Source organism: Acinetobacter sp. B-6, from assembly GCF_056930735.1.
This window is the reverse complement of record NZ_JBXPBY010000020.1, coordinates 21075-34609: the sequence shown is the minus strand read 5'-3', so window position 1 is coordinate 34609 and position 13535 is coordinate 21075. Positions and strand designations below refer to the sequence as shown.

Annotated in this window: 11 protein-coding genes; 4 read left to right on the top strand and 7 right to left on the bottom strand. The window is 38.1% G+C overall.

Annotated features, from left to right (window positions below; translation table 11 throughout):
* The first annotated feature begins 8 nt into the window (after positions 1-8).
* Both AC1Z3T_RS19360 and AC1Z3T_RS19355 read left to right on the top strand, forming a co-directional pair.
* The gene (locus AC1Z3T_RS19360; RefSeq protein WP_100884275.1) at positions 9-2189 is read left to right on the top strand and encodes a phosphocholine-specific phospholipase C; all 2181 of its coding nucleotides are present in this window, start codon (positions 9-11) and stop codon (positions 2187-2189) included.
* 238 nt (positions 2190-2427) lie between these two features.
* Positions 2428-2592 (top strand): ABZJ_00068 family colistin stress protein, encoded by a 165-nt coding sequence (locus AC1Z3T_RS19355; protein WP_005034741.1) that lies wholly within the window; start codon positions 2428-2430, stop codon positions 2590-2592.
* Between the two features lie 8 nt (positions 2593-2600).
* On the opposite strand, the gene AC1Z3T_RS19350 is transcribed toward AC1Z3T_RS19355, so the two are convergent.
* The 3 genes from AC1Z3T_RS19350 to nadC all read right to left on the bottom strand — a co-directional run bounded on the left by AC1Z3T_RS19350 (position 2601) and on the right by nadC (position 6806).
* Positions 2601-4475, bottom strand: coding sequence for an LTA synthase family protein (locus tag AC1Z3T_RS19350; protein WP_252048459.1), 1875 nt, complete (start codon positions 4473-4475; stop codon positions 2601-2603).
* Positions 4476-4647: 172 nt separating this feature from the next.
* Positions 4648-5811: a hypothetical protein gene (locus tag AC1Z3T_RS19345; protein ID WP_483396888.1), complete on the bottom strand. Its 1164-nt coding sequence runs from the start codon at positions 5809-5811 to the stop codon at positions 4648-4650.
* A 149-nt stretch (positions 5812-5960) separates the two neighbouring features.
* Positions 5961-6806 (bottom strand): carboxylating nicotinate-nucleotide diphosphorylase, encoded by an 846-nt coding sequence (nadC, locus tag AC1Z3T_RS19340; RefSeq protein ID WP_046760466.1) that lies wholly within the window; start codon positions 6804-6806, stop codon positions 5961-5963.
* 153 nt (positions 6807-6959) lie between these two features.
* Between nadC and ampD the strand changes: the two genes are divergently transcribed.
* Both ampD and murJ read left to right on the top strand, forming a co-directional pair.
* Positions 6960-7547: a 1,6-anhydro-N-acetylmuramyl-L-alanine amidase AmpD gene (gene ampD, locus AC1Z3T_RS19335; RefSeq protein WP_151714421.1), complete on the top strand. Its 588-nt coding sequence runs from the start codon at positions 6960-6962 to the stop codon at positions 7545-7547.
* Between the two features lie 75 nt (positions 7548-7622).
* Positions 7623-9173: a murein biosynthesis integral membrane protein MurJ gene (murJ, locus tag AC1Z3T_RS19330; protein WP_171497230.1), complete on the top strand. Its 1551-nt coding sequence runs from the start codon at positions 7623-7625 to the stop codon at positions 9171-9173.
* A gap of 77 nt (positions 9174-9250) precedes the next feature.
* On the opposite strand, the gene bamJ (AC1Z3T_RS19325) is transcribed toward murJ, so the two are convergent.
* The 4 genes from bamJ (AC1Z3T_RS19325) to AC1Z3T_RS19310 form a co-directional block, all read right to left on the bottom strand.
* Positions 9251-9940 (bottom strand): BamJ family beta-barrel-assembly machinery protein, encoded by a 690-nt coding sequence (gene bamJ / locus AC1Z3T_RS19325; protein WP_483396887.1) that lies wholly within the window; start codon positions 9938-9940, stop codon positions 9251-9253.
* A 47-nt stretch (positions 9941-9987) separates the two neighbouring features.
* Positions 9988-10698: a BamJ family beta-barrel-assembly machinery protein gene (bamJ, locus tag AC1Z3T_RS19320; protein WP_058972003.1), complete on the bottom strand. Its 711-nt coding sequence runs from the start codon at positions 10696-10698 to the stop codon at positions 9988-9990.
* Between the two features lie 190 nt (positions 10699-10888).
* Positions 10889-13084, bottom strand: a complete 2196-nt coding sequence (locus AC1Z3T_RS19315) for a polysaccharide biosynthesis tyrosine autokinase (protein ID WP_483396886.1) — start codon at positions 13082-13084, stop codon at positions 10889-10891.
* 21 nt (positions 13085-13105) lie between these two features.
* The gene (locus tag AC1Z3T_RS19310; protein ID WP_151804403.1) at positions 13106-13534 is read right to left on the bottom strand and encodes a low molecular weight protein-tyrosine-phosphatase; all 429 of its coding nucleotides are present in this window, start codon (positions 13532-13534) and stop codon (positions 13106-13108) included.
* Position 13535 lies beyond the last annotated feature (1 nt).

Here is a 13535-nt window from a genome sequence, read left to right as displayed (position 1 = left end):
AGATAGACATGAAACGTCGTGATTTTTTAATCAATTCTACAAAAACAATCTTTGGTACAGCCGCTTTAGCCAGCTTTCCAGCCAGCATTCAAAAAGCCTTAGCGATTGATGCCAAAGTCGAAACAGGCACAATTAAAGATGTAAAGCATGTCATCATTTTGACTCAAGAAAACCGCTCATTTGATAATTATTTTGGAACATTCAAAGGCGTTCGAGGCTTTGGTGATCGTTTTACGATTCCACTATCAGACAACCGCAAAGTGTGGGAACAATACGACAAAGATAAAAATAAAATTTTTCCTTACCATTTAGACAGTACTCGTGGCAATGCACAACGTGTCAGTGGTACACCCCATTCATGGACTGATGGTCAGTTTGCTTGGAACCATGGGCGTATGGGCAACTGGGTGCAATATAAACAGCCTCAATCAATGGGATATTACAAACAGAAAGAAGTTGAATTTCAGTTTTCACTTGCCAATGCCTTTACCTTATGTGATGCATACCATTGCGCCATGCATACAGGTACGAACTCTAACCGCATGTTCTTATGGACGGGCTCGAATGGTCCTAAAGCTGCGGGTGTGGCAAGTGTGGTGAATGATTTGGATAGTATTGGTCCATCAACCACGGGCTATGATTGGACGACCTATCCTGAGCGGTTACAACAAGCAGGTATAACTTGGAAAGTTTATCAAAATATGCCAGATAACTTTACCGACAATCCTTTGGCTGGATTTAAGCAATATCGTCGAGCCAATGAATTGTCAGGTAAACCCGTCAATAATAGTACCGTTTGTCCAGCCTACGATCCTGCAATTGATGCAACACAGCCTTTGTATAAAGGGATTGCCAACACCATGCCTGATGGTGGATTTCTGGGTTCCTTTAAAGAAGATATTGCCAAAGGTCAATTGCCACAAGTGAGTTGGATGGTCGCTCCTGCAACCTACAGCGAACATCCCGGACCATCAAGCCCTGTTCAAGGTGCTTGGTATATTCAAGAAGTGCTGAATGCGTTGACCGAAAATCCTGCAATTTGGAGTCAAACCGTTTTATTGGTAAATTTTGATGAAAATGATGGTTTCTTTGATCATGTTCCTTCACCAAGTGCGCCATCTAAGGACAGTTCAGGTCAAATGCAAGGTAAAACCACATTGACCGATGAACAAATTTCTTATGAATATGCAACACATGCAAAAGCTTCAGCTGGGCAACCAAACTTTACTGACCCAAAAGTCAGTAATGGTATAGGGGTATATGGTCCGGGAATTCGTGTGCCGATGTATGTCATATCACCATGGAGCCGAGGAGGATGGGTGAATTCACAGGTTTTTGATCACTCTTCGGTGATCCGATTCTTGGAACAGCGTTTTGGGGTAGAAGAGCCCAATATTAGTCCATATCGCAGGGCAGTATGTGGAGATTTGACAACAGCATTTGATTTTAAGAATCCAAATACACTTGCGATTGAAGAATTGATGGGTAAGAAAACCAAAAGTGAAGCGGATGCAATTCGCAATGCACAGGCCTTATTGCCTCAAGTTTCACGCCCTTTGAGTCAGGTTTACCCAGTTCAAGAGATCGGAACACGTTTATCCCGTGCATTACCTTACATTTTACATAGCAGTGCGAAAGTCGATTTGGCGGCAAAAACAGTCAAATTAATATTTTCTAATACGGGAACACACGCAGCAGTATTTCATGTTTATGATCAGTTGAATCTTGAAGCAATCCCTCGCCGTTATATGGTTGAAGCAGGAAAGCAGTTGGATGATGTATGGAACACCAGCACTGGAAAATATGATTTGTGGGTATTGGGACCTAACGGTTTTCACCGTGGTTTTGCTGGAGATTTGACTAAATCTGCACAGGTTGAGTCGTTGGCAGAAGTGCGGGTGTGTGTTGAAGAGTGTGATCCAAAGATCTATCTAAAAGTTCGTCATGATGCAAGTAAACCTGCAAAACTGATGGTAAAAGCCAATGCCTATCTGCCGAATAAAACGTGGAATATTGAAACAGTATCAACGGAAAAGGAATTGAACTGGAATATGTCTGATTTTGGTGGTTGGTATGATTTTACTGTCACGATCGAGGGCGACAGTTCCTTTAAACGCCGTTTTGCTGGACGTATTGAAACGGGTAAAGACTCTTTCTCTGATCCATATATGGGATTTATCGAGTCTTAATCTTTCAGTATTTGATTGTTCAGCTTGAAATAAGGTGCGTTTTGCACCTTATTTTTTGAGTTGATCAAAGACCACATTATTTGCGCAAAATTACATGTTTAAGCTTCCAATCATCTATTTACTTCAATAGATACATAAATCAGCACAATGTCCTATGTTTTATCTACAGAGTCTTCAAGGGTTTTGAAACAAGTCTTTTTAGAATAGATGAAATTTTATTGAGTTGTTGGGGCATTTTATGAAAATTCTCATTTTTCTATTTGCAGTGATTACTTTTATGCTGATGGCAGGAGATCCTCGCCGTGAGGATTTTGAAAGCAAAGAATTTGAAGTCAAAAACAATGATCAACAACAGCAGATTGAACAAAAAGTTGATCAGAAAGATTCAGCAGAATCTTCCTGAACCAACCATTAGCTTTCAGCTTTCGATTTTAAAATCTGGTAAGTAAAGTTCTTGCCATTCAAGACATCCATATTCATGTCTTTGTACTGCTGTAAAATCTCAGCTTGATTAAATTCACAAGATTTTTGTGTCTGTATACCTGTTTGATGAACAGTGCGATAACAAGAGCTGACATTGTTCACAAAGCGATAATAGGGTGAAAGGGGAACATGTGCTGCTTCAAGCACTTTAGGTGCAAGGAAGTGTGCAGCAACAAAAGGTCCTTTAAATTGCTTTCGGTCAATAGGAAAGTTTGCCCATACAGCAAGTGGTGTTTCAAAGAAACGCACATCTTTCTTTTCAGCTTTTTCTTGCTCGGATTTAAAAAAGCCATATTCATCATATACTTTTTGTAAATTTGGCAAATGATCACCAAAGAATATGACAATCGTAGGACGCTCAAGCTGTTTGACATTTTCAATCAGCATTTTCAATTTATCATCCGCACGCTGCATCCCTGTTAAATAGGTATTCAGTGCACGTTTACTGTTATCGCTGATGCCGTCTTTGGTGATTTTAAAATGGTCTTTACCAAAACGATCATCGCTATACATCGGATGGTTTTCAACACTGATCGCATAGATAAATTGCGGTTTATCTGTATTCTTCAGTTGATTTTCAATACTGCTATAAATCAAATCATCTGTTGCCCAACCTGCAGCATTGATATATTTGGCACGGTCAGCCATGTTGATCATATTTTCAATCGAGGTAAAACGGTTGAAACCTAGATTTTGATAAACAGCGCTACGGTTATAAAAATATTTACCATTGTTATGCATAGCTGTTGTTTCATAACCTAAGCTATTTAAATACATCGGCAATGAGTAGGTTGGGCGTTTCAGTTTTGATACATAAGCCAATTCATTGTGATTTAAATAGGTATTTAAACTGGTCAATACTTCAAATTCAACATTGGCAGTACCGCCCCCAAAGCTTGGAGAAAGTACAGTAGAAACCTGATTTTTATTGATTGTTGGGGTGATATTACGAGGAATGCTTTTGTCTAATTTTGTAGCATCCCAATGCGACTCACTCATGACAAAAATAATATTGGGCAGTTGTTGCTGAGGCTGATCCTCGGATTCTAGATTCGATGTTGTCGCTTGTTGGTTTTCATCCATCATCGGTTGATAAAGCGTCGCCACTTTTACTTCAGGAATCACTTCAGTCTGGAAGATTTTATTGTTTAAGCCGTCCACAGTCTTAGAAAAGAAGAATGTTGGAAATCCCAAATATCGAATAGTTAAATGATCACCAATCCAATCACCACGTGTATTGGGTAAGTATTGTGCATACTGACAAATCGAATTTTTTGCAGCATTGGCGCAGGATTCACTAAAATTATTTTTAAAATTAGCAGTAATAAAAAATCCAAGAATCGCAAAAGATAGAATGCTATTGGTTAAGAGTAAGGGTTTACTACCTAATTTTTCTTTGCGGTATAAAAATACAAACAATGCAATAAACACCGCGATAGCAGCAAAAACAGCAAATTTTAATAACAAGGGTGAAGCAATAAAGGTTTCTTTAAATAATAAAAAATCACTAGGGACTAAGCTGGCTGAAAGATATTGCTCTTTTTTAATATTGATAAAACTGAGTAAAAAAATAATAAATTGGCTCAGTAAAATCGTTGCAAAGGTTTTTCTTAAAATTAAATAGAATAAGCTGATGAAAGCATAATTCAGTAAGATAGAAAAAGCATATTTATACAGGCGTGGCTTTAGATAGATGTCACGTAATTGAAAGAAACGCGTGATATCTTCTTGGTATAAGAAAAAAGCAAATACTGATAAAAAAGCGACAAGTAAAAACAAAACTTGTTGTTTCAACGTCTTCATCGGCCTAATTTTAGCAAAGTCTTGGAAAGCCAAAAATTATAGGCTGATTCAGGCAATTATTCTATGTAAAAACTGTCTATTTTGTAAGCAAATTAAACTTTTTAACTAAAATTTTGACTGAGTTAACCAAAATAAAAGCCAAAAGAAATGACTCATTCTTTGGGCTTAAGATTTAACGGCTTACTCGTTGTATTGCTTCATTATAAGTCTCACTTGGCTTGTATTGATTTGCCAATTGATAATGATGTTTGGCTTGGGCAAAATCTTGGTTATTTTCATAGATTTTACCCATATTATAATGAGAATACGCTTTGGTATTGTCATTGGTCGCCAAAGCAATTGCTTTTTGATTTGCCCATAATGCTTCTGAGGCACGATTGAGTTTTTGATAAGCCACGGCAAGATTACTATAGGTTTGCCCTACATTTGGATTGTAGTCTATCGATTGTTGATAGAGCATGGCTGCTTGTTCAATCTGATTATTTTTATAGGCTTTATCTGCATTTAGGTTGAGTGTTTTAGCTCGCTTCTGTGCATCAGTAGAAACAGGAACTATATTTACCCGTGTAGTTTGATTTTGATAATTTGAGACACTTGAACCAACTTGACTGGCATTTACGGTGGTTCCAGAAATACGGTTGATGTCTTGAATTTCACCTTCTGGGCTAATTCGGAAGACAGTCCATAAATTCCCAGTTTGACCTGTCGGGATATAATAGGAACGAATCAGCGACTCTCCTGCATAGACCATGACTTTGGCTTGGCTATTGGATAAATTGTTTGTATTGGGTCGATCACGATCTGAAAAATCATGCACTGAATAAACGTAATATTGACCTTCAAGACGTTGATCAATGGTGACGGTTTCTGGACCATAAGAGTCGGTATCATCGACATCTAGATTTGCTGATAAGCCTTGTTTACTGTCCCAGTAGACATGCTGATTTTTATAACTTAAATGTGAATCAAGGTCCAAAGGATTTTTGCCCCAGTTCAGGACAATACGCATACTGTTTAAATCTTTAAGCACAGGGCTGAGCGCATAAGTCATACCATCACATGGGCATTTTGCAACAAGTGTTGAATAACCTGATTTTTTAATAATCAGTAAATTATCAGCGCCGTCTACACCATTGCTATTGACTGTAGTTCGTCCATCGCCATTGGTAGAGCTTGAGGCAGAGTGTTCACCATTCTTTTGTAAAATCACTTCGGCATTGGCAATATTTTGATCTTTGACGGTTGCACTTAACACATGAACATTGACGGTGTCTGCATGGCTAAAAATCGGAATCGCTAAAGTAAGGAGTGATGAAGATAGAATATGTTTTTTCATTGTTTATCTCTTATCTATACAGATGATTTATTGATTATTTAAAGTATATTGAGCATAAAAGTAGCTGATTATTTATTCACTGATCGTTATATTTTGTAATAAAAAAAGCAGCACTTTGGTACTGCTTGATCAAGGCATATTCCGAGTGTTTAACCATTAAAACGCATTGATAAATCAATAGCTTTGACATCTTTGGTTAAGACGCCCATCGAAATATAATCCACACCTGTTTGCGCTACTTCAGTTAAAGTCTCTAAGGTGATATTGCCTGAAGCCTCTAATTTACAACGTCCTGCAACATGCTTAACTGCATCGATCATTTGCTGTTGGCTAAAGTTATCTAACATCACAATGTCAGCTTGAGCTTCAAGGGCTTGATTCAGTTCATCCCATGTTTCAACTTCTACTTCAACGGGCTTGTTCGGCGCGATTTGACGTGCTTTGGCGATCGCCTGTGCAATTCCACCTGCTGCCATGATGTGATTTTCTTTAATTAAGAATGCATCAAATAAACCCAAACGATGATTTTGCCCACCACCTACACCCACCGCATATTTTTGTGCAATGCGTAAACCGGGTAGGGTTTTGCGTGTGTCCAACAGTTTGGTTGGCGTACCTTCCAGATATTTTACATATGCTGCAGTTTTGGTTGCGACAGCAGATAAAGTCTGAACAAAATTCAATGCTGGACGTTCCACTGTCAGTAAACTACGTGCAGAACCTGCCAATTGATAGATCGTTTCATTGGCTTTGACAACATCGCCATCATTTTTCAACCAAGTGATTTTTACTGTTGGATCGTAGGCTTTAATCAAGGCATTCACCCAAGGTTGCCCAGCAAGAACCATGTCTTCACGTGAAATAATCGTTGCTGTTGCTTGCTCATCTTCTGGCGTGAGTAGGGCGGTGATATCCGCATCGCCAATATCTTCTTGGAGTGCTTGTTGAATATTAATTTGAATCGATTGTTCAAGCAAAGCTTCAGGTATGCTCATGGATATCCCTATTGTTGTCGCCCTTAAAAACTGAGCGATATATTAGCATTGTCATTGCAAGTTTGAAGAAGTTTTTATTTTATATGGATGAGAGTACACTAAAATATTGAAATTCGCTTTGTTGAAAATAAACAAGCTCTGTAGGAATAAGATATGCAATCGGCATCAAGGTTTCAGGTCGTAAATGGTCAATTGATTGGCGCAAGACAAGTTCCATCTCCAAATTATAATCAACGTCCCGAAAATACTGAGATTCAGCTGATAGTCATTCATAATATCAGTTTGCCGCCATCACAGTTCGGTGGTGGATATATCGAACAATTTTTTCAAAATCAATTAGATTGGTCAATTCATCCTTATTTTCAAACCATTCAAGGGATGCAAGTTTCTACCCACTTATTGATATTAAGAACAGGCGAGATTATCCAGTTTGTTAATTTTAATGATCGTGCTTGGCATGCAGGACGTTCATCATATTTGGGGAAAGTGGAGTGTAATGACTATTCCATTGGCATTGAATTGGAAGGCAGTGACGATCTCGACTTTGAAGAAGTGCAATATCAACAACTCGTTGATGTGGTTGCTGCTTTGCAACAAGCTTATCCTAAAACTGATCATCATTTAGCCGGGCATTCAGATATTGCCCCAGGTCGAAAAACTGATCCAGGAACACACTTTAAATGGCAACGTTTTCGGGAAGATTTGACACAGAAAAAATTCAGTATCGAAAAAGATGGCTAAAATAGATTTCTGTTTATGATTTAACAACGCAATTTTGAGAATATTTAATTACAATAGCGACTTTATTTTAACTAGGTGAATACGATGGCGCTGTGGCGATCCACCTTTATTGTTAGTGCAATGACCATGCTGTCTCGAGTCTTGGGTTTGGTACGAGACATGGTCCTACTCAATGTCTTTGGTGCAGGTAAAGATTTTGACACATTCGTTGTTGCCTTTCGTATTCCCAATTTTTTCAGGCGATTATTTGCTGAAGGGGCTTTTTCTCAAGCATTTATTCCAGTCCTCACTGAATATAAAACTACAAAACTGCATGCTGAAGTGCAAATTTTGATTAGTCGGGTGTTTGGTTGTTTGTTAATGGTGATGTCATTATTAACGCTAATCAGCATGATTATTGCACCTGTCATTTTGTATGTTTACGCACCTGGCTTCCACAGTGACCCTGCTAAATTTAACCTTGCTGTCGATATGTTTCGTTTGACGATTCCATATCTGATGTTTATGTCATTGACCGCTTTTGCCAGCAGTATTTTAAACAGTTACGGTTCTTTTGCTTCACCTGCGTTCTCACCTGTGCTGCTCAACGTTGCGATGATTGCAGGGGCTTGGTGGTTAACACCTTATATGGCAGAGCCGATTATGGCATTAGGTTGGGCTGTGGTTGCAGCAGGGGTTTTACAACTTGCGATACAAATTCCTGAACTTTGGAAGAAAAAATTACTGATTCCACCTAAAGTTGATTTTAAACATGAGGGTGTGGACCGAATCTTAAAGCTGATGTTACCTGCTTTATTTGGGGTGTCGGTGACGCAGATTAACTTGTTACTGAATACAATCTGGGCATCGTTTATGCAAGATGGTTCTGTATCATGGTTATATAGTGCAGAGCGAATGACGGAATTGCCCCTAGGACTGATCGGTGTGGCGATTGGTACAGTGATTCTTCCTTCGCTTTCGGTGAGTAAAGCTGAACAAGATCAAGCCAAGTTCCGTAGAATGTTGGATTGGGCTACGCGTGTAATTGTTTTGGTTGGTGTTCCTGCCAGTATTGCATTATTCATGTTGTCTACCCCAATTATTCAAGCGCTTTTCCAGCATGGTGCTTTCGATGCACGTGATACACAGATGACTGCATTGGCTTTACAATGTATGAGTGGTGGTGTATTGGCATTTATGTTGATTAAAGTCTTTGCACCAGGTTTCTATGCGATTCAGGATACCAAAACGCCTGTACGCGTTGGACTAATGGCCGTTGCTGCTAATGCTATTTTAAATATTATCTTTATTGGTATTTTTAAATTAATTAATTGGCAAGCAGAGCATATGGCTTTAGCGATTGCATCATCTGGTTCAGCTTTGGTGAATGCCGGGATGTTGTATTTTTATTTGCATAAAAAAGACATTTTCCGTTTTGGCGCACATTGGAAAAAACTTTTCATTCAGTTTGCGATTGCCAATATCGCCATGATCGCAGCGTTATGGTGCGCTTTGAATTGGTATGATGGTAGTGTTTCTCAATGGATTCGGATTCTTGAAGTAGTGGGTTTATGTCTGGTCGGTGTAATTGCTTATGCTGTTGCTTTACTTGCATCGGGGTTTAGACCAAGACATTTAAAGCATTAACGATAAGATTGATGCTTATTAGAAATAAAAAACATCGCAGATTAAGCGATGTTTTTTTAATATTTATGCTGAAGAAACTAAGGTAACACTTTCAACAGTTCTACATCAAAGATTAAGGTACTGTCTGGTCCAATCGCATCACCTGCACCCATGTCTCCATAGGCGAGTTTTGCTGGAATAAAGAAGCGATATTTAGCGCCTTCTTTCATCAGTTGTAACCCCTCAGTCCAGCCTTGAATGACTTGGCTGACTTGGAATTCAACAGCTTCGTTGCGTGCAAAAGAACTATCAAAAACGGTACCATCCAGTAAGCGACCTTCATAATTGACAGATACTTTAGACTTTGCTGAAGGTGATTTTCCAGTTCCTTGTTGCAAGATACTGTACTGTAAACCACTTGGGCGTGTAATCACACCTGCTTTTTTTGCATTTTCAGCAAGAAATTTTTCACCGAGTTTTGCATTTTCATCAGCCGCTTTTTTAAATTCTAGCAACTGTTTAGCTTCAGTCTGTTGCTTATATTGCGCTAATGCTTTGGCCATTTCTTCATCGGTCAATGCAGCTTTTTGACCTGTAGATCCTTCTTTAATCCCTTGAATAAAGGCATCTAAATTGATCTGTTTAAGTGTATCAGCATTGCTACGCCCCATGACATAACCATAGCTGTAGCCAAGTTGATCTTGCTGAGCGCTTTTATTGTTAATGGGTGCAGCAAAAGCAACGCTACTTAGTAAACCCATACTGAGTGCAATCAGTGTCTTTTTCATAATTAAAAATCCAAAAAAGGAGAGTAAACCTCTCCTTTTTTTAAACGTTATTTCACTTGAATCAGTTCAACATCAAAAATGAGTGTACTGTTTGGAGGAATCGTTCCAGGCACACCTTGCTCACCATATGCCAATTTTGCAGGAATATACAAGGTTGCTTTACCGCCTTCTTTCATCAGTTGTAAACCTTCGGTCCACCCTGGAATCACTTGGTTTAAAGGAAACTCAACGGGTTGACCACGGTCATAAGAGCTATCAAACACTTTACCGTCTAAAAGTTGACCTTTGTAATGCACTGTGACTTGTGAAGTCGCAGATGGCTGTTTGCCTGTGCCTTCTTTGGTGATTTTATATTGCAATCCAGAAGCAGTTGTTTTAACACCTTCTTTCTTTGCATTTTCTGCTAAGAAAGCATCACTGGAAGCATTAGACTGTTTTGTTTGTTGCAATTGCTTTTGTTGCATTTCTTTTTGAAATTCAACATAGGCCTTTTGTAGTTCTTCATCGGTATAGGCTCGTTGCTTTTTCGCATGACCATCACGAATACCGTTGATAAAGGTATTGACATCAACTTCTGGAGGAGTTTGGCTGGCAACTTCATAACCAAGCGCATAACTGATTTTTTCTACAGGTTTTGCGTCTTTTGACATTGAATGACTACTGTTTACATCAGCAGGGTGTTGAGATGCATAATAAACAGGAACAAGTGCAGCACCACCTAAGATTACAGCGATTGCGATGGGTAAGGCTTTACTCATAAAAATTTCCAAATTTTAATCTTTTAACAAGTTCATTTGCAGATGAACATAAACTGCTCAAGCATATAACTTCTTTAGTCTAAACGATATAGTTATCTTAGCTGAACAACTAAAAATATACAGTTATATTGTCCATTGACCCAGTATAAAAAAAGCCAGAATGAATCTGGCTTTTTTGTCTTATTTAAAATTAATCATCTTTAGTCGATGTATAAGCATAAGCGTAATTATAGCCATAATTACCGCCAGCTGTGGCTTGAACATCGTTGAGAATAATCCCGTTCACTTTACTTCCAGCCTGTTCAAAGCGATTCACAGTCAGCTCTAACTCTTTCATCTGAGTTTTGGCATAGCGCGCAACCACCAAGTTAACACCTGCGAATTGTGAAATGATGATACCGTCTGTCACCGCTAAGATTGGTGGTGTATCAATAATAATATGATCATATTGCTGAGACAGTAGTGAGAGCAATTCACTAAAACGTGGTGAACTCAGCATTTCAGCTGCATTACCTTGATTTTTACCACGAGGCAGAAAATCTAAGTGGTTTACACTGCTTGAATGCACAATACATTGTTCTAACGAACTTTGATTGGTTAAATATTCAGTTAAACCTGGCGCCGTATCATGGTCAAAGTATTTATGTAAATAACCACGACGAATATCGGCATCAATCAAAAGGACTTTTTTATTACCCTGCGCAAAAATTGTGGCAAGGTTTGTTGAAATAAAGGATTTACCAATTTCTGGTGCAGGTCCTGAAATCGCAATAATATTATTTTTGGCATTGTTTAATGCAAAATGAATTGTTGTACGGATACTGCGTAAACTTTCAATTGCAATATCTTCACCATTTTTAACCGCAAGGATCGGAATCGATTTTTTCTTTTTCAGCAATTGCACACGACTTTCTTGGATTGGAGAACGAGGAACAGTTGCATAAACGGGTAAATCAAGTTCATTTTCAATACGGCTGGAATCTTTAATACCCGATGAAAGCATATTACGAAGTAGAGCAATTAGAACACCAATAAAGCCACCCACAAAAATAGAAAGAATCAGTACAATCAATTTTTTCGGTTTAATTGGTTTCACTGGTTCAACAGCAGTATCGATGATACGTACATTACCAATTTCACCTGCTTTTACAATTTTTAATTGCTGGTAGCTATTTAATAACGCGGTATAAAGTTCGGTATTGACTTTAACATCACGATACAGTTGTAAGTACAAGCGTTGTGTTTCAGGCAAACGTTTAATCGCTTTATTCAACTCGGTCGATTTTTTCTGAATTGCCGCAAGTTGTGCATTGATCTCGGTCATCAGCGGATGATCAGGGGTGTATTTGGCAGAATATTCCGCTTGCTTTTGCTTTAACTCGATCCGCATTTTTTCGAGTTCAACATTCTGTTTTAACATCAACTCAGATTCTTGAGTGACATCGACAGTGTTGTATTGTTCACGGAACCTATTAAATTTAATCTCAGATGCTTCGAGCTGTTGTTTAAGTTCAGGAAGCTGCTGATCAAGAAAACTTAAAGTTTGTTTTGATTCTAAGGTTTTACGTGCAATATTTTGTTCATGATAAACACCTAAGATATGATTCAGTACCTGAGTGATATGTTGTTGATCGTTCCCGTTGTAATTAAGCCCAATCACTCCTGTCATTTTACCTTTCTCGGCAACAGAATAGTTTTCTTGCAAAAATTTTACTGCAGTGGGAAGTGCAAGTTTAGTGATAGTAAAGTCTTGTTGAAATGGCGTAGAGCTATTGATTTGAACAGACCATAGACCTTTATTGTCTTGAGTTTGATTAAGCTGGTTAAGATTACCTTTAAATACAATTTGATCTTGATAAATTAGACTAAATTGATTCTTATCTAAAAATTTTAAAACAAGTTGTTTATCATCATAATATTGTGGAATATTAAACTTTAAAATAGAAAAACTAGATTGATTTTTCTGAAAATCAACAGTTTGAGCAGTATAAGTGAGTTTTGTTTTGTCTTTAGAGATTAATCGATGTAAGAAAGTATCAGCATTGTCTTGGATTTGAATATCTAAATTTAAGTCTTTAATTACTTTTCCGAGTACCAGACGTGAATTTAAGATCTCAATTTCAGCATCGGCAGGAGATTTTTGTCCTAACCCCCCCGCAACATCTTTAAGTTCTCCCATTAAGGCTGCTGATGCGGCACTTTTACCATCTTCCACTTGCACCATTGCATCTGTGGAATAGACTGGGGAGGTGACGCGTAAATACAGTAATGCACAGATCAAACTTAAAATGACACAAAGTGCAATCACTTTCCATTGGGCGATTAAAGAGAAAAACAACTCTTTTAAATCAATCGTATCATCATTAGTTTTTGAATTTTGATTCATAGGTAAACAACTAATTAAAATTTATAGATGTGATTGCCAGTCTTTGGCATAGGCTTGGATATTTTTACATGTTTCATCAAAAAAAGCTTGATCATGTTGGTATGGATCGGGCACATTTTGACCTTGCCAATGTCCTAGACGAAACACTTTACCTTTGGCAAAAGGCCATTTCTGTTCAATATGTTGAGACTGATTTTTACTCATTACTAGAATAAGATCTGCTTTTTTAATTAAATCAGCACTAATTTGTCGTGCAATATGTGAACGCATATCAATACTTAAAGCATCCATACAAGCAATGGCCTTATCATCTGCACCATGACCGACCATTGCGGAAAGGCCTGCTGATTCAATGTTTAAATTGGGATGACCTTGCTTTAAAAAGAATTCTGCCATTGGGCTTCGACAAATATTGCCGACACAGACCACCAGTATATTTTGGATTTGCATC

Bases quoted from the DNA above. Each gene is read 5' to 3' on its own strand.
- ampD (WP_151714421.1), top strand. From the start codon at position 6,960: ATGCAATCGGCATCAAGGTTTCAGGTCGTAAATGGTCAATTGATTGGC.
- AC1Z3T_RS19310 (WP_151804403.1), bottom strand. From the start codon at position 13,534: ATGCAAATCCAAAATATACTGGTGGTCTGTGTCGGCAATATTTGTCGA.
- AC1Z3T_RS19355 (WP_005034741.1), top strand. From the start codon at position 2,428: ATGAAAATTCTCATTTTTCTATTTGCAGTGATTACTTTTATGCTGATG.
- AC1Z3T_RS19360 (WP_100884275.1), top strand. From the start codon at position 9: ATGAAACGTCGTGATTTTTTAATCAATTCTACAAAAACAATCTTTGGT.
- bamJ (WP_483396887.1), bottom strand. From the start codon at position 9,940: ATGAAAAAGACACTGATTGCACTCAGTATGGGTTTACTAAGTAGCGTT.
- bamJ (WP_058972003.1), bottom strand. From the start codon at position 10,698: ATGAGTAAAGCCTTACCCATCGCAATCGCTGTAATCTTAGGTGGTGCT.
- AC1Z3T_RS19350 (WP_252048459.1), bottom strand. From the start codon at position 4,475: ATGAAGACGTTGAAACAACAAGTTTTGTTTTTACTTGTCGCTTTTTTA.
- nadC (WP_046760466.1), bottom strand. From the start codon at position 6,806: ATGAGCATACCTGAAGCTTTGCTTGAACAATCGATTCAAATTAATATT.
- AC1Z3T_RS19345 (WP_483396888.1), bottom strand. From the start codon at position 5,811: ATGAAAAAACATATTCTATCTTCATCACTCCTTACTTTAGCGATTCCG.
- AC1Z3T_RS19315 (WP_483396886.1), bottom strand. From the start codon at position 13,084: ATGAATCAAAATTCAAAAACTAATGATGATACGATTGATTTAAAAGAG.